This is a genomic window from Marinomonas primoryensis (genome assembly GCF_013372285.1).
Taxonomy (GTDB): domain Bacteria; phylum Pseudomonadota; class Gammaproteobacteria; order Pseudomonadales; family Marinomonadaceae; genus Marinomonas; species Marinomonas primoryensis.
Genome location: NZ_CP054301.1, coordinates 3,218,676 through 3,236,295 on the forward strand (window position 1 = coordinate 3,218,676; position 17,620 = coordinate 3,236,295).

Annotated in this window: 15 protein-coding genes; 1 reads left to right on the forward strand and 14 read right to left on the reverse strand. The window is 44.0% G+C overall.

What is annotated here, in order from left to right:
• Window positions 1–29 precede the first annotated feature (29 nt).
• Window positions 30–515 (reverse strand): RNA pyrophosphohydrolase, encoded by a 486-nt coding sequence (locus MP3633_RS14940; protein ID WP_112140893.1) that lies wholly within the window; start codon window positions 513–515, stop codon window positions 30–32.
• A 135-nt stretch (window positions 516–650) separates the two neighbouring features.
• On the opposite strand from MP3633_RS14940, the gene MP3633_RS14945 reads away from it, so the two are divergent.
• Window positions 651–1,307, forward strand: coding sequence for a histidinol-phosphatase (locus tag MP3633_RS14945; protein ID WP_112140895.1), 657 nt, complete (start codon window positions 651–653; stop codon window positions 1,305–1,307).
• 121 nt (window positions 1,308–1,428) lie between these two features.
• On the opposite strand, the gene MP3633_RS14950 is transcribed toward MP3633_RS14945, so the two are convergent.
• From MP3633_RS14950 to thrC, 13 genes are all read right to left on the reverse strand, one after another.
• The gene (locus MP3633_RS14950) at window positions 1,429–2,625 is read right to left on the reverse strand and encodes a class I SAM-dependent rRNA methyltransferase (protein ID WP_176336122.1); all 1,197 of its coding nucleotides are present in this window, start codon (window positions 2,623–2,625) and stop codon (window positions 1,429–1,431) included.
• Window positions 2,626–2,771: 146 nt separating this feature from the next.
• Window positions 2,772–3,839, reverse strand: coding sequence for an ABC transporter ATP-binding protein (locus tag MP3633_RS14955; RefSeq protein WP_112140899.1), 1,068 nt, complete (start codon window positions 3,837–3,839; stop codon window positions 2,772–2,774).
• A gap of 40 nt (window positions 3,840–3,879) precedes the next feature.
• Entirely contained in the window at window positions 3,880–5,544 is a 1,665-nt protein-coding gene (locus MP3633_RS14960; RefSeq protein WP_176336123.1) for an ABC transporter permease, read from the reverse strand.
• An 84-nt stretch (window positions 5,545–5,628) separates the two neighbouring features.
• Window positions 5,629–6,696: a Fe(3+) ABC transporter substrate-binding protein gene (locus MP3633_RS14965; RefSeq protein ID WP_244959672.1), complete on the reverse strand. Its 1,068-nt coding sequence runs from the start codon at window positions 6,694–6,696 to the stop codon at window positions 5,629–5,631.
• Window positions 6,697–6,941: 245 nt separating this feature from the next.
• Complete coding sequence (locus MP3633_RS14970) at window positions 6,942–7,769, reverse strand: HDOD domain-containing protein (RefSeq protein ID WP_176336124.1); 828 nt, start codon at window positions 7,767–7,769, stop codon at window positions 6,942–6,944.
• A 143-nt stretch (window positions 7,770–7,912) separates the two neighbouring features.
• Window positions 7,913–9,118 (reverse strand): UbiH/UbiF/VisC/COQ6 family ubiquinone biosynthesis hydroxylase, encoded by a 1,206-nt coding sequence (locus tag MP3633_RS14975; RefSeq protein ID WP_176336125.1) that lies wholly within the window; start codon window positions 9,116–9,118, stop codon window positions 7,913–7,915.
• Window positions 9,119–9,149: 31 nt separating this feature from the next.
• Complete coding sequence (locus MP3633_RS14980; protein ID WP_176336126.1) at window positions 9,150–10,457, reverse strand: aminopeptidase P N-terminal domain-containing protein; 1,308 nt, start codon at window positions 10,455–10,457, stop codon at window positions 9,150–9,152.
• Between the two features lie 14 nt (window positions 10,458–10,471).
• Complete coding sequence (locus tag MP3633_RS14985; RefSeq protein ID WP_112140909.1) at window positions 10,472–11,062, reverse strand: UPF0149 family protein; 591 nt, start codon at window positions 11,060–11,062, stop codon at window positions 10,472–10,474.
• Window positions 11,063–11,187: 125 nt separating this feature from the next.
• The gene (folD, locus tag MP3633_RS14990; protein ID WP_176336127.1) at window positions 11,188–12,030 is read right to left on the reverse strand and encodes a bifunctional methylenetetrahydrofolate dehydrogenase/methenyltetrahydrofolate cyclohydrolase FolD; all 843 of its coding nucleotides are present in this window, start codon (window positions 12,028–12,030) and stop codon (window positions 11,188–11,190) included.
• Between the two features lie 121 nt (window positions 12,031–12,151).
• Window positions 12,152–13,876, reverse strand: coding sequence for a single-stranded-DNA-specific exonuclease RecJ (gene recJ / locus MP3633_RS14995; protein ID WP_176336128.1), 1,725 nt, complete (start codon window positions 13,874–13,876; stop codon window positions 12,152–12,154).
• 309 nt (window positions 13,877–14,185) lie between these two features.
• Window positions 14,186–15,289 carry a GGDEF domain-containing protein gene (locus MP3633_RS15000; RefSeq protein ID WP_176336129.1) on the reverse strand — a complete coding sequence of 368 codons (1,104 nt, stop codon included), beginning with the start codon at window positions 15,287–15,289 and terminating at the stop codon, window positions 14,186–14,188.
• A gap of 127 nt (window positions 15,290–15,416) precedes the next feature.
• Complete coding sequence (locus tag MP3633_RS15005; RefSeq protein ID WP_176336130.1) at window positions 15,417–16,136, reverse strand: 16S rRNA (uracil(1498)-N(3))-methyltransferase; 720 nt, start codon at window positions 16,134–16,136, stop codon at window positions 15,417–15,419.
• Window positions 16,137–16,224: 88 nt separating this feature from the next.
• The gene (gene thrC, locus MP3633_RS15010) at window positions 16,225–17,610 is read right to left on the reverse strand and encodes a threonine synthase (RefSeq protein ID WP_176336131.1); all 1,386 of its coding nucleotides are present in this window, start codon (window positions 17,608–17,610) and stop codon (window positions 16,225–16,227) included.
• Between the last annotated feature and the right edge of the window lie 10 nt (window positions 17,611–17,620).

Sequence of the window (17,620 nt, forward strand, 5' to 3'; positions counted from 1 at the left end):
TAACCTCCATTATTAAGCCTGTAAGTTTATCACTTTTCTAGTCGACGATGTGCGCTAGGAATAAGCTCTTTTAAGGCTCTTCGGTAGACGTCTTTTTTGAACGCTACCACTTGACCAAGTGGGTACCAATAACTTACCCAACGCCACCCATCAAACTCAGGACTTTCAGTTCCATCCACGCACACAGAAGCATCAGGACAACGAATAGACAGAAGAAACCACTTCTGCTTTTGTCCAATACATAAAGGTTTACTATTGTGTCTTAACATGCGCTTAGGAAGACGATAACGCAGCCAACCGCGGGTTTTCCCAACGATTTCAACCTGATCAGGATCCAGCCCTACTTCTTCTTTTAGTTCTCGAAATAACGCTTCTTCCGGTGTTTCATCAGATTTAATGCCGCCTTGAGGAAACTGCCAAGCATTTTGCCCAACACGTCTCGCCCAAAGAAGCTGGCCACGCTCGTTCATCAATATGATGCCCACATTCGGTCTGTATCCGTCTGCATCAATCACGAGCCATCACCTTCTTATATAAGAATAAATTAGATTCATTGTTCCATAATTCCCCCATCCGCACAATTAAGACTACTGTTATTTATTATCGCCAAGGCTATAATTCGCGCACTTTAGAAGAATTGAGGACAGCTTGTGACACTCGCAATATTTGACTTAGATGGCACCTTATTAAACGGTGACAGTGATTACACTTGGGGACAATTTCTGGTTGAGAAAGGGTTAGTCGATACCCAAGCATACAAAGAAGCGAACGATACGTTCTTTAAACAATACCAATCAGGCACACTGAATATCCATGAATACCTAGCGTTTAGCCTCGCGCCATTAAAGCAATTCTCCAGCACTGAGCTTAACCACTTACATCAGACATTCATGCAAGAAAAAGTGCAGCCAATGATGCTGAAGAAAGCGAAAGACTTGATAAAAGACCATAAGAATCAAGGCCATTTCTTATTAATGATCACCGCCACCAACCAATTTGTTACCGGTCCAATCAGTGATGCTTTAGGCATGGATCATATTATCGCACCGATACCAGAAATCATTGACGGCCATTACACAGGAAAGATTATCGGCATTCCCAGCTTTCAAGAAGGCAAGGTAACACGCTTAAACGAATGGTTAGCCGAAACAGGACACACAATGGAAGGCAGCTACTTTTACAGCGACTCACGAAATGATTTGCCGCTATTGGAATTGGTCGATCACCCTATCGCCGTTGATGCCGATGAAACACTGACAAAAATTGCACAAGACCGAGGCTGGCAACATATTTCCTTACGAAATTAACTTAAGCCACCCATTGGTAAAACGTTCGCTAAAACAAAAAAACGCGGTTAGAAAGGCTCTAACCACGTTTTTTACTTCGTATCTTGGCCATGATCTGATAGATCAAATTCAATCAATACGCTTATAAGCCCATATTGTTGTGAATTCGATAAAACAAGGCTTTCAAGTATTCTGTTTCTTCAATCGCAGGATGCACTGGATGATCTGGCGCTTGCGTGCCGCGATAAATAAGCTGGGAAAAGCGCTCTAGCTGACGGCTATTACTTCGAACAAGGTCATGTAAACGCGCTGTTTCAAGGTGCATAGAACAAGAAGCTGAGACTAAAACTCCACCTTTCGCGACCAATCTCATCGCCAATTGATTTGCTCGATGATAAGCCCCTTCACCTGCTTTGATGTCTTTACGACGAGCAATGAAAGCCGGTGGATCCATAACAACCACATCGAAGCGTTGCTTGTCGTCAATCAAAGACTGCATGGCTTCAAATGCGTCGCCATGCATCAAGTTAGAGCCACCTTCATACTGATTCAATTGTAAATTGCCTGTAACATAATTAAGCGCTTTTTCAGAAGCATCAATAAAGGTCACATCTGTGGCGCCAGCAGAAGCCGCTTGAACCCCCCAACCACCAACATATGAGAATACATCTAACACGCGCTTACCGTCGCAAAAATTCTGCATGGTTTTGCGGTTTTCGCGATGGTCATAAAACCAACCTGTTTTTTGACCATCCCAAACTGGCGCCTCGAATAAAACGCCATTTTCTTGTAAGAAAACCGTTTCTGGAACTGTCCCGAACGCTTCTTCAACGTAGCTATCCAGGCCCTCGATTTGGCGCATTTTACCGTCGTTTTTCATCAAAATAGCAGATGGTTTCACAACATCTTGCAAAGCTTCAATGATTTCGTTTTTTACGCGCTCCATGCCTGCCGTCGAAATTTGAACAACAAGAATGTCTGCAAAACGATCCACTACCAAACCGGACAATCCATCAGAGTCGCCAAAGACAAGGCGATAATACGGCGCAGGATACGTCATTTCACGTAATGACAACGCAATGTTAAGACGATGAGCCAAGGTAGACTTATTCAATACAGTATCGGTGCTACGACTAATCAGCCGTCCACAAATTAATGTATTGGGATTTATCATGGCGATACCAAGAGGTTTTCCTTGTGCTGTTTCGACAACAACCTGATCCCCTGGCGTAAATTGCTTTAATGGCGTCGCTGAGGTATCCACCTCATTGCTGTAGATCCATTGATGCCCAGCTCGAAGACGGCGATCAGCCTGACCCTTTAGTCGAATAACACTCAAAGTTTTCACCCAGTATATGTTTAAAAAAACGCTATTATAGAGACTCTAGAATCAATTGCCATTTATTAAGGAAAGTTACACAACAGAAATTACTTGCCTTTCAAAAGACAAGTATTCTCTAAATACTATAAAATCGCAGACGTTTCCTAACGCGGAAAAAGCACCAAGTGATCTAAATGAACACTCAATCCAATTTTCTGCCCTAAAGCGTGATTATGATGGGAAGAAGCAAAGCAATAAACCACTTTACCGGAGGACAGTTTTACTCGATATAAAAAATGCGATCCACGAAACCACTTACTCACAATCACACCGACGAATGCACTATCATCATCGTGCAAAATATCATCGGGACGAACCAATAAGTCCACCAGCGCATTATCTGCGAACCCATGATCTAGGTCGCCACGAATATTACCTAGATCAGAATGCACACAGTCTGGCCCGCATACGGTAGCAGATAAAAAATCTCCATGACCAATAAAGCTCGCAACAAATCGTGTTTCTGGACGGTGGTAAATTTGATACGGAGACCCTGTTTGATGGATTACGCCAGCGTCCATTACGGACACTTGATCCGCCATGGCAAACGCTTCCATTTGATCATGCGTAACCAAGAGCGCACTCATTTTTTCATGCTGCAATATGTCACGTATATCCGGTACCAACTCTTCTCTTAATTTTGCATCAAGGCCAGAAAAGGGTTCGTCCATTAGCAACAGCTTTGGTTTGGGGGCAATCGCTCTTGCTAGGGCAACGCGCTGTTGTTGACCACCCGATAGCGAATGAGGATACCGTGATTGAAAGCCCGCTAAACCAACCAATTCTAATAAATAAGCAACACGTTCCTGCGCGCTTTCTTTTGACCAAGATGACAAACCAAAAGCAATATTCTGTGCGATAGTCAGGTGCGGAAACAAGGCAATGTCTTGAAACACCATACCAATGTGACGATCTTCTGGATTAACGCTAAGCGAAGAATTAGAAATAATCTGATCATCGATCATTATTTCGCCCGTCATTAAAGACTCAAAACCAGCAATCGCACGCAGCAAAGTCGATTTTCCACAGCCACTAGGGCCTAGCAAACAACCAATCTGTCCTTCCAATAACTGAAAAGCTGCATTTTTAACCACCACGCCACCATCATAACCAACTGATACATTGGTCAGTGTCATTTCTTTCAACGTTTTATGAAGAGGTAACGAGGCCATATTGAATCCTATTTAGAGTGCTCACTATTTAAAGTACCCGTTATTTAGAGTAATCCGTGCGTGAAGAAATGGAACGACTCAGTAAAATCACTGGCACTAAGCCCACCAGCACTATCATTAACGAGGCAGGAGCCGCATCCACAAGCCTTTCATCAGAAGCCAACTCAAACGCCCTGACTGCCAACGTATTAAAATTAAATGGCCGAAGCACTAAGGTCGCTGGTAACTCTTTCAATACATCGACAAACACAATTAATATTGCCGTCAGAACAGAGCCTTTTAGAAGAGGAATATGAATCCGCGTCAGCACCTTAAAGGACGACATTCCAAGCGATCGACCTGCCATGTCCATACTCGGCTTAATTTTTCCCAAGCCATTTTGTACCGCGCCTAAAGACACAGCCATAAAACGAACCGTATAAGCAAACAAAAGTGCAACCAAGGTACCTGAAAAGATCAAACCGACTTTGTCACCACTGTAGTACTTCACTAAATCAATAATTCTATGGTCAAGCCAAGCTAATGGCACAATAGTACCAATGGCAATAATTGTACCGGGCAAAGCATAGCCTAAACCTGCAATACCAACCGACACACCCACACTACGACTGTTATTCAAACGGATGGCATAACTGAGTACCAACGCCAAACTCACCACAATCATTGATGCAATGGCGGCAAGATAAAAGGAGTTCCAAGCCAGCTGGATAAAGTTTGCCCCCGGCCGGTCTGCTTTAAAAATAGCCCAGTACGCCAATACACTGACAGGGATAATAAAGCCAACAAGAATAGGCACCAGACAAAAAGCGCTAGCTAAAATACCGCGACCACCTTTCAGGGCCATTCGTCGATTGCTCGCCTTTTTCAGCCCAGAAGCATGATAGCGAATACGGTGGCGTGAATATCGTTCTAGTAAGATCAGCGTGGCCACAAACATCAACAATACTCCCGCCAACTGTGATGCCGCGGCTACGTCACCAAAACCGTAAAAGGTACGTAGAATTCCTGTCGTAAAAGTATTTACACTAAAATACTGCACCGTGCCGTAATCCGCTAATGTCTCCATAAGCGCTAAAGTAAGGCCGGTCACAATAGCAGGACGCGCCAGTGGCAGAGCAAGCTTAAAGAAGACAGCACGACCTGAGTAACCCAATGTACGGCTGACTTCTAAGGTGTTTTCAGACTGCTCTAAAAAGGCAGCACGGCTCATTAAATAAACATAGGGATAGAGAACCAAGGTGAGCATCACCGTGGCGCCTCCAAGCGAACGTATTTCAAAGAACCAATATTCGCCGTAACGCCAGCCAGTAATATCTCGAATAAAGGTTTGCACCGGACCCGCAAAATCCAGTACACCAGTGTAAGTATAAGCAATAATGTAAGCTGGCACAGCCATTGGTAAAAGCAGCGCCCAAGATAGAAGTGAACGCCCTGGAAAGTCACACATGCTGGTCAACCAAGCACACGGTACGCCAATGACTAACACGCCCACTCCCACTCCCAGCATAAGTAAAAGTGAATTCGAAATGTACTCAGCCAGCACGGTATCGTAAAGGTGTCGCCACACATCACCATCACCGATCAGGACGTTGACCAATACAACCAATATGGGCAAAGCCAAAATGGCCGCAATAAGCATTGCCGCCATTTTTAACCCGTTAAATTTAGGTTTACTTGCGGCACTAGAATAAGCTGAATCAGCCATTAACTATTAAAAATCCTATCAGAAAGCTCATTTCAAAGAGCCAATTTCAGAAAGCTCACGTTACAGAGCCATGCCAGATAAAGGTTACTTCCAACCGGCGATGTCCATAAGCTCAACCGCTTCACGATTGTTTTCACCCAATTGACTTAACGAAATGGTATCCGCTCGAAAAGTCCCAAATGGCGCCAACATTTCTGGTGCTCCAACGCCTTTTACAACAGGGTATTCATTATTTACATGCGCATACCATTCCTGAGATGCACGATTCGTTAAAAATTCAAGCAGTAAAGTAGCGTTTTCAATATTCGTTGCGGCGGCGGTAATACCAGCACCACTGACATTCACATGAGCACCGCGTTCACCTTCACCCTGATTTGGCCAGAATAATTTTACGCTGTTATACACCGCTCGTTCATCCGCGCTATCACTCTGCCCTAAGCGGCCGTAATAATAAGTGTTTGCCAATGTCAGATCACAAACACCGGCTGAAACGGCTTTCAATAAATCAATATCTCCACCAAAAGGTGGGCGAGCTAAGTTAGATACCAAGCCTTTAATCCAAGTCTGTGTGTTCTCACGACCATCCGCTTCTAACATAGACGCAACTAGAGATTGGTTATAGATATTGGCAGAGGATCGGACACAAATACGCCCTTTCCACTTCGAACTAGCGAGGTCTTCGTAGCTAGACAGGTCTTTCGGAGATACTTTTTTAGGGTTATAAAAAATAACACGAGCACGTTGAGACAAACCAAACCAGTAACCATCACTGTCGCGTAAATGACTTGGAATGTTAGTATTTAAGACATTATTATTAAGAGCCCGCAACACACCAGCGGCCTTTGCACGGTGTAAACGGCCAGCATCAACGGTAATAAACATATCGGCAGGACTGGCATCGCCTTCGGCTTTCAATCGGCTCAATAACGCATCGGCTGAGCCGGTTATCAAGTTTACAACAACATCATTTTCTTTCGAGAAAGTATCCAGTACTGGCGCAATAAGAGACTCCTTTCTAGCAGAGTAAATATTGACCTCTCCTTTCGCCTGCAAACCAGTAGATATAAGTAAAAATGATGCCAGAGTGATTAATCCAGCCCTTTTGAAAAAAAGCTTACGCTCTGTAATATGAGTTGTTTTATGTGATTTCATCGCCGTACTCACCTTCCACAATTTGAAAACATTCTCTACGCATCACAGACACTTCCATGCATCATAGAGAAAAAAAATAGGGACAGAAAAAATGAGACAAGAAATTAGCACAACACAATACTAAACACTAGCGATTATCATTTATTCAAGTGGCCCATAAAGCACTCTAACGTACTAATAATAATCGGGTGAATTAAATCACCTTTCCAATCAAACTAACCGATTCAAAGAGCAATCTAGAAGCATTAATGAAGCAATTGATTAAGCTCATCACCGATCATAAGTGCATCGTCTAGTTCATACACTATGCCTTCCGGTAAGCCCGCCGCTTTAGCCACTGCCATAGGAAAGCCTTCTCTCACTAAGTCGTAGTCACGATCATTACGAATACAGGCATTCAAGTAACAGGCTAAATTTAAAACGCACGCTAATGGTTTTGGTTCATCATTATCAAATGGTCGTTTATGATGCTGTATTGCGTCACCAAGCCCAACAGGAAACTTCCACAGATCCATTAACGCCTTCCCTGCATCCTGAGATGTAAAACCAAGCAAATCTTTTTCTGCCTTCACTCGGCCCGCTTTTCGATTTGCGACCAAAACCTGAATCTCTTTTGCGATCTTTGGTTCGGTAAGATGTAAAAGTAAACGACCTATATTATGCACAATCCCTACCGTGAACGCCTCTTCCGCTTCAACCAATGAAGTCCGCTTTGCTATCCATTGCGCCAACTCAGCAACACGAAAAGAATCGGCCCAAAATTCAGATAGCTTAATACCCTCTACGCTGGTCACAGAGTTAGAAAAACCAGAAGCGATTACCAAGGTTTTCAGTTTATCGATACCCAATAAAACCGTCGCTTCATCGATAGAAGAGATCTTTCTAGACAAACCAAAATACGCGGAATTTACTACCCGCAACACTTTTAGTGAAATCGTCTGATCGTGGGAAACCCTTTCAGCAATATCCGAATACTTTGCATTTGAATCGTTAAGAAGCTGAATCAGTTCGCGGACGACGTCGGGGACATTGGGGAGTTTATCCGTTTGTTTTAGAAGATCTTGGACTTGCATTCCATTCCGCCTTGTAAAGTGTTTAGTGATGTATCTAGTTATGCAGAGTATGACAACAATCGTTTTTTTCAAGAAGAAATACGTAGTGTATTGAAAAAAAGTGGCGTATTTCCATTATAAGTAACGTGGATAATGAGAATGTATCAAGAAAAAGAAGCTAGCCCTGCCGCTCGAGCAATCAGTTTTTGCTTTAACGCGACATCGTGATTGAAACGTTTCATTCCAATATTTCTAAGCTGAACAAACACTGGCTGCTGTGTCGAAAATAAACGCTTGAAAGCCTCCATCCCTACCGACATGGCAATGTTATCTAGCATTCTAGCTCGTTGATAACGCCTTAGGACGTTACTGGCACCCAAACATTCTCCTCGACGATGCGCCTTGCTTAATACTTCCACTAATCCTTTAACATCAGAAAAACCTAGGTTTGCACCCTGCCCTGCTAAAGGATGGATCGTATGGGCGGCATCACCGATCAAAACCATACCTGGCTTCACATACTCTTTGGCATGACGCTGTCGCAACGGGATCGATTGACGGGCTTGCGTAACCCCCAAGACATCAAATCGCTTATCAATAGCGTAGTGCAAACGACGACAAAAGGCGTCAGCCTCTAGCGCCATCAATGATTCGGCTTCTTTGGGCGGTACAGACCAAACGATGGACACAAAATGCCTTTGGTCAACACTGGGCAATGGAAGGAAGGCTAAAATACCTTCTTCGCCAAAACTTTGCCACGCGGTGTTTTGATGTGATTTATCAATTTCTATGGTTGCCACTATGGCACTATGGCCATAATCCCACTCGACCGTATCAAACGCATTCTCTGTACGAAGTTTGGACATGGCGCCATCAGCAGCCACTATTGCCTGAGCTTCTAATACGTGACCCGAAGACAGCTCTGCCCTAACACCAGATTCACTCAGTTCATGAGACTCTAGGGTATCACTCAAATAAAGATCGATGTTTTTAACATCTCGAATTTTCAACATAAGCTGTTGATTCAAAACCGCATTTTCAACCAAACAACCTAGTTCAAGCATCGACGTTGTTTCAGCATTAAAATCAACATGACCGTCACCAAGGCCATCCCAAACAACCATATTGTCATAAGATGCTATACGTTCTAGGGGAATGCCTTGCCATACTCCGGCCGTTTCAAGCAAGGCTTTTGACTGACTGGAAATAGCGCTGACTCTCGAGTCATAAGCGGGGGGCGTAGACAAACGATAGTCACCATCGTGTTTATCCACAAGCGCAATTCGTAAAGAAGATTTAGCCAACAATATCGCCGACAGAGCACCCACCATACCGGCACCCACTATAATCAGATCGTACGACTTAGCCATCTAACCTTACTCCAACGCTTCGCGTTTTTGATTAACGATTCTCAGCCATTAAAGCTTCAATCTCTTTAATTTCTTTTGGTAGGCCATGAGTTAATACATAAGGGCCATCAGCACGAATTTGCACATCGTCTTCAATTCGAATCCCTATACCCCGCCATTTTTCATCAACCGACTGATTATCAGCAGAAATATACAATCCCGGCTCAATGGTCAACACCATGCCTTCCTCAAGTAAACGCGACTCACCCGAAATTTTATAAGCGCCGCAATCATGAACATCAAGCCCTAACCAATGCCCTGTATTGTGCATGTAAAAATCTCGATATGCCTTGCTCTCGATCAGCTGATCAACCCCCCCCATTAATAAACCATGAGTGACCAGACCTTCTGTTAACGTTCGTACCGCTGCATTGTGACAAGCTTCATAAGGGGTTCCCACGGTAAGCTTTTCCATACCGGCATGGTACGCATCTAATACCACTTGATACAACGCCGCTTGGGGTTCACTGAATTTGCCATTCGCGGGGAAAGTACGCGTAATATCGGCGGCGTAACAGCCTAATTCCGCGCCAGCATCAATCAAGATAAGATCGCCATCTTCAATGACTTCATCATTTTTGATGTAATGCAGCACACAAGCATTGCTACCGGAAGCCACTATGTTGTTATACGCAGGTTGTCGCACGCCGGATTTCATAAAGACATAATTAAGCTCAGCTTCGAGCTGATACTCATTCATTCCAGGACGAACTGTACGCATCGCCTGTTTATGAGCCTCAACACTAATTTGCGCGGCCGTTTCCATAATGGCGATTTCTTCAGTGTCTTTTCGCAAACGCATTTCTGAGACCACAGGCGCCAGATCGATAAAATTCGTCGGTGCCACCGCGCCCATTCTAGCGCGAGCCGCAACAGCACTGCGCCAAGGTGCAATTTTTTCTCTTAAGGTAGAATCATCAAATAAGTAAGCAACGTGTGATGCGCCATCCAATGCAGCAAAAGCGACACTGTCTAACTCATCCAATGCCACGGCTTCATTTGCACCAAAGTTCGCTATTGCGCCTTCTATACCGAAACGAAAGCCATCCCATTGCTCCTTCTCAGGGTCTTTCGGCAAAGTAACTAAGGTCATATCGCCATGCCCATGAATCAAGGCATACGCACTTGGCTCTGGAAATCCCGTTAAATAGAAAAAGCTGCTATGAGGACGAAACTCATACTCGCAATCATTACTACGAGTTGACAACTCACCAGTACGTACCACAACCACACTATTTTCAGGTAAGGATTGCATCAAACGTTCACGGCGCGCCTGATAAGTTTGAGTGTCGATTTTCATAAAAGGTCTCGCTTTTAATGTAATGAATTCTTCTTGGTATGATCCACATCGGGATTGATAGCATGATGTTCTGTGTACATCATCATCGCTGACAATCTCACGTATTCAACCAATTCAGTCAAGTCTGCTTCATTGTCATTGCTGTCTTCAAGTGCACGCATTTCAGCTTGCATACCCGATATATTGGCAAAGTCGCGAAGGATTTGTTTGATTTCATCCGATAAGGTGTTTTTTTGTCCAGACAAACCATAGCCTGCTAAAAAACCATGCGCCCATTGCGATAAAGTCACACCTCTTTCGCACAAATCCGCGTCTTCATCTGAAATACTTGGCACAAGCGCAAACTCACCATTTTGAAGCAGAGTCAGCGTCGCGGTATAAAGCTCAACGATAACCACACGGCTAGCGTCTTCTTTCCACCCTTCAATATCACAAAACTCAACCACCATCGTCAACCAATCTTCCAACGGCAAGGTCACACCAGAAGCTAGGTAGCCACATAATTGACCGTGTAATTCTGACGGCGAGGCGGTAATGGATTCTGTAACAAACACATCGGCGATCAAATCGAAGTCCAACGCATCTTTTAACATTTCTGTGGACATATAATGTCTGCCTATTTCTGTTCAATTCATAAAAAATAAGCCGCACCTAATGGCGCGGCCTTTCTGTCCCATTTTTCGACTCTATATCAATAATATGGGGCAGCGATACAAACCTTTCAAGTCCATTAGCCTAGTTGTTTAAGGCCGGATTCTAGAGTTTGCAAAATCAGTGTATTAATCGTCATTGGTCCAACACCGCCTGGAACTGGTGTATAAGCCGTAACGCGGTTAACTAAAGGCGAAAGTTCAATATCACCGACGCCACCAGGGTGATAACCCGCATCAACCACAACCGCGCCATCTTTGATCCATTCAGCTTTGATAAACTCAGGCTTACCCACTGCCCCAACAATCACGTCAGCTTGTTTTACAAACTCAGATAAATTGTGCGTACGAGAATGGCAAATAGTGACAGTAGCGTTGGCGTTCAACATCATCATTGCCATCGGTTTACCCAAAATCGGGCTACGACCAACCACAACAACATGTTTACCTTCTAGATTTACGTCATAGGCTTCAAGCAAACGCATGATACCAGCAGGCGTTGCCGCGCCGTAAGCTGGCTCTTTCATCGCCATACGACCAAAGCCAAGGCAAGTAACACCATCAACGTCTTTATGAGCCGCAATCGCATCAAAACAAAGACGTTCGTCAACTTGTGCTGGCACCGGATGTTGCAACAAAATACCGTGCACATCTGGATTATTATTCAATTCGTTGATTTTGGCTAAAAGCTGCTCTGTCGTCGTGGTTTCTGGCAATTCAATTGCCATAGAGTCCATGCCTACTCGACGACAAGCGTTGCCTTTCATTTTCACATAAGTGGCTGATGCTGGATCAGCACCCACTAAAATGGTCGCTAAAATTGGGGTACGACCGGTACGCTCTTTAAGCTCGGCAACTTGTGCTTGTAAGCGGTTTTCAGTTTCTTTGGCGCAAAGTTTGCCGTCAAGAACCAGTGCTGTCATGAATGAGCTCCAGTAAAAATAGAGTGATGTATGAGGGAGGCGCATTATACCTCAACTTTTGATCCGATATGCAGTGCCAAATCCAATTTGTTCGGCAAAAAAACCAATCTTTGTGTTTGGTTTAAGCAGGCTCTAAATAGTCCACTAACAACTGCAGATTACGTTGACCTCGAAACTCATTGATATCCAATTTATAAACCAGACGCGCCTGTGACGACTTATCATTGGGCCATTTTTCCAGATCCACAAAAAAACTAATCGCGTCTAATAAAAGACCACTACTTGGTTCACGCACCATCAATTTAAGATGCTTTTCGCCAACAATCCGCTGCTGCAAGATATCAAATACACCATCAAAGCAAGGCTCTGGAAACATCTGCCCCCAAGGCCCAGACAATCTAACTTGCTCAGCAAAACTCAAACTAAAGTCTTCTGACGCCAACGGCCCATCCGTCATAAGCGTCGCCTCTAGTTGCTCAGGCGTTACCCACTCAGTAATGATCGCATCAAACGCCAAACGAAATGCTTCATAATGAGATTCTTTAATCGACATACCTGCCGCCATTGCATGACCGCCAAACTTGCTCAGCAGTTGCGGATAACGCTTGGCCAATAAATCTAAAGCATCCCGAATATGAACGCCGGGAATAGAACGAGCTGAACCTTTTAGTTCATCTTCACCGACTCGGGCAAACGCAATCACAGGGCGATGGCATTTGTCTTTCATCCGAGAAGCTAGAATCCCAATGACGCCTTGATGCCAATCCGCATCGTAAAAGCACATACCATTAGGCATGTCTTGTTCGTCATCTAATAAAGAAACCAACACTAATTCGGCTTGTTCTTTCATATCCGACTCGATCACTTTACGCTCACGGTTAAACTGATCGAGCTGCTGAGCGTATTGGCGCGCTTGATGTGGATGCACCGCCAACAAACATTCAATGCCAACCGACATGTCATCAAGACGACCCGCCGCGTTTAGCCTTGGCCCAACAACAAAACCCAAATCAGATGCTTTTAATTGGGTATGATCTCGATGCCCCACCTCTAATAAAGCTAAGATACCAGGTCGCGCCAAGCCCGCTTGTATACGCTTAATACCTTGCTGTACCAAAATTCGGTTATTGGCATCCAAAGGCACCACATCAGCGACTGTTCCCAAAGCGACCAAATCCAAATAGTCAGCCATTTTCGGCTCAGGAATATGCTGCTCAATGAACCAATTCCGATGCTTTAATTCTGCGCGAAGTGCTGACATCACATAAAATATAACGCCAACACCCGCTAAGTTTTTACTTGGAAAACCGCATTTTGGATGATTCGGATTCACGATGGCATCGGCCACTGGCAAGCTATCACCGGGTAAATGATGATCGGTTACTACCACTTTCATGCCATAAGACTTTGCTGCTAACACACCATCGATACTGGCAATGCCATTATCGACCGTCACCAATACCGCCGGCTCCCTTTCTTTCGCCACCTCGACAATTTCTGGCGTCAGTCCATAACCAAATTCAAAACGATTTGGCACCAAATAGTCTGGCGAAATCGCCCCCATCGCCTCTAGAGCAAGAATGCCAAGACTGGTACTCGTCGCGCCATCAGCATCAAAATCCCCAACAATCAGAATCTTCTGCCCTGCCTCAATCGCATCAGCCAAAATACTGGCAGCTGCTTTTAAATCAAATAACGAATCCGGCCTTAATAAATGCGGCAGTCGGTAGTCGAGTTGAGCCACGGTCATCACATCACGTGCCATAAAGACTCGCTGCAAGGTCGCGGACATACTATTAGGAAAGTCATTTTGTTCAGCCGGAACCGGACGACGTTCAATACGCATAAAAATCTCAACAACCAAAATAATGATAAATAGGAAAAGAGTATCATGAAAACGACGATTCTCGTGCGAGTACAAGCCAAAGAGGCAATAACGAAGCAGTAATCAAGACTGTGCAACAGGGTCGCCACCTGCACTAGGAGCTGTGACTATTTTCAGGTTTGTAGGTGTGGAAGGTGCTATCGGAAGCAGACTGATCAATTTCTTTAGGCTTGAAACTATTACAAGCTTATGAGGCCAATGCCGAACATTACTGTAGAAGAAGTAGACTGTTTTATTGGTGCTGCACTAAAAATCATTCGATATAGCAACTCAACGTCTTCGCGTCTGATTTCGGCCTGCGCGTTTCGCACTATACAAACGATTATCGGCGAGGGTGATTGTTTCTCTTAAAGACGTAAATTCATTCATAGTGGCCACACCAAAACTCAGCGTCATACGAAATTTTTGATCCAAATATACGAACTCATGTTCTTCTACTTTCTGCCGTATGGATTCAGCCAAGTTAAAAGCATCAAGCTCTGTGCAATCGCATACAGCAACCAAAAACTCCTCCCCTCCCCAACGAGAAACCAGGCCGCCCTTTGGAAGCGGCTTCTGAATAATCCTGCCCAACTCAGCTAAGGCGTAATCACCGACATCATGTCCGTACTCATCATTTATACGCTTAAAAAAGTCCACATCCGCCAATAATAGGTGATAGCTGGTATAAGTCGTACCTTCTAAACGTTGCATCATCCCCCTACGATTCAGTAGTTCGGTTAATTCATCCGTATTAGCAACTAATTTAAGTTTTGCAGTCGTCTCTTTTAACTCTTGATTCGAACGAGACATCGAATATTCATAAATGGCAGAAAGAAAAATAACAACAAAAAATGAAAATAGGATTCTAGACTTTAACGCAGGGTGGTAACCAGACTCGACAAAATGACTGTCCATGAAAAACATAACAATCACTAGCACTAAGGTAAAAAGCCCAAGCTCTATGAGACCTCGCTTCAGACCATGTAAGAATAAAGCCACAGCAGGAAGACAATAAATCCAAACATGCCCAGTACCATGTACGCCACCCGTATAAATGAGATAAACCATCAAGATATACAAAGGGTAAATAACAAAATTACCGGACATGGAATGATTGTGAGTGTAACGCAAATAGACATGATTCATCGAATACAAGAAAGCGATAAAAATCAGCACTACACCGAGGATAACCTTCCCCTCATACAATGAAGAAAGGCCTAAAGGAAGCGTAAAAAGAACACCGACAGTTGCAAAAAGATTAATAATAAAAACTCGACGAGCATCCTCAGAGAACGCACCTTCGTTTTCACCAACATAGAAAAATGTAAGCCAAGTAGATTTCGTCTTATCTTTTATTTTATTTTTTTTAATACGCTCTACGTTTTTTGCCATCAATGCTCTCCGACCCAGCAAAGCTGGATCGTTACTTTACGAATAGGATAATCCTACAGCAAAGTCTAAAAGAGCTCCTTCTCTAATGCCATTCCGTTACAAATAACAACATTTCATGCATTTAACTCTAAATTGGATATAGACGCGACAATAATACAGGGACAACTGTTTCTACTTTTAAAATACGATCACCTAAATGAACAGACTCCATACCAGCCTCGTGCCACTTATCCACTTCAAATTCATTCCACCCTCCTTCCGGCCCAAGCGCGAGAACACACGGTTTTTGTATATCGATCGGACAGCGTTTAGCTAAGTAAGGGTGAGCTAACAAGCCCACTCTGTCCATCAACAACGCCGGCAACTGATCTTCAACAAAGGGGCGAAATCTTGGAATCAAAGACCATGTCGGCATGATGGTGTCTTTTGCCTGCTCAAGCCCTTCAAGCAAACACTGTTGAATGGGCTCAGTTTGCAGCACAGGACTCTGCCAATAACTTTTTTCTACTTTGGCAGAGTGAATCAAGTACAACTCCTTCACACCCATCGCACTAATATTCTGCAGAGTTCGCTTAAGCATGTTGGGTCTAGGCAAAGCCATTACCAAAATCATGGGTAGCGGTTGAGGCGCAGGAATAGACAGATATACAGAATGGATATACCCCAGCCGATCGTCTTTCGGTGGCTCATACACTCCCTCGCCTATCTTTCCATTTAATATCCCCACTCGCAGTACATCGCCCTGTTCTGCTTTGATCACTTTCGAAATATGAGTTTGCTGTCGAGTATTTAGAGCATACTGGCCAGAATCTAATGTGTTTTTTGGGTCTAATAAAATGAGATTCATATGAGGGGCATGTTAAAGAGGAAAGAAACGGCCAATCATTGATTGGCCGTTGTTACTGTTGCTAGATAATTCCTAGCCAGATCGTAAGTTATATTTTTTGCGTTACAAAAGCTTGAACGTCGCTCAGATTATTATCAAGCACAGTGTAGGATTCCTCTCGTTCGAAAAGATCTGCCATGTGTTCAGGCAACACCGGCGTTTCACAGCCTGCTTTTTCAACGGCTTCAGGAAATTTAACCGGATGCGCAGTGGCCAATGTAATCATTGGAACTGATTTGTCTTTCCAACAATGACGAGCGGCCTCAAGACCAATCGCCGTGTGAGGGTCAAGCAAGTACTGAGTCTTATCAAAAACATCCGCAATCACGTCACACGTTTTTTCATCGTCCACTTTATAGCTATCAAAGTTCTCTTTCACGAACGACCATGCTTGATCATCAAGAGAAACATCGCCTTTATTAAAGCGTGCCATCAAATCATCAATTTTGGCGCCATCACGGCCATGAGCATCGAACAATAGGCGTTCAAAGTTGCTCGATACCATAATGTCCATGCTTGGCGATAAAGTGACATTCAACGACTGACGACTCATGTCGTTCTGGGTAATCACACGATGCAAAATATCGTTCTTGTTTGTTGCTACCACGAGTTGATCAATTGGTAAGCCCATTTTTTTCGCCAAATATCCGGCAAAAATATCACCGAAATTACCCGTTGGAACCGAGAAAGACACTTTACGATGAGGCGCGCCAACAGACAAAGCAGACGAAAAATAATAAACGATCTGAGCCATAATGCGCGCCCAATTAATCGAGTTAACCGCACCCAACTTGGCGCCTTTCAAGAAAGACTGATCGGCAAAGCTGGATTTCACCATACCTTGGCAATCATCAAAGTTACCTTTGACGGCAATATTAAACACATTATCATCGATCACTGTGGTCATTTGACGACGCTGTACTTCTGATACACGTTGATATGGGTGCAAAATAAAAATACTAAGGTGTTCAGAATGGCGACAACCTTCAATAGCAGCTGATCCGGTGTCTCCTGACGTTGCACCAAGAATCACAAGTTTTTCTTTGCGTTCAGACAGAACATAGTCCATCAAACGGCCCAGTAGCTGCAATGCAAAATCTTTAAAAGCAAGCGTTGGACCACGGAACAACTCAAGTATCCATTCGTTATTACCAACTTGAACCATAGGTGCAATCGATGAATGGTTGAAGCTAGCGTAAGCGTCATCGATCATTTTCTTAAACGCATCAGCAGGAATATCGCCTTCAACAAAGGGCCACATAATCTTAAAAGCGAGTGCTTGATAACTAAGGCTCGCCCATGATGCTATTTCTTCTTTACTGTAATGCGGCAAGGTTTCCGGCACATACAAGCCACCATCATTCGCCAAACCAGCCAACAACACATCGCCAAAAGAAAGCGCAGGGGCTTTACCACGAGTAGAAATGTACTTCATATTTTGCTCT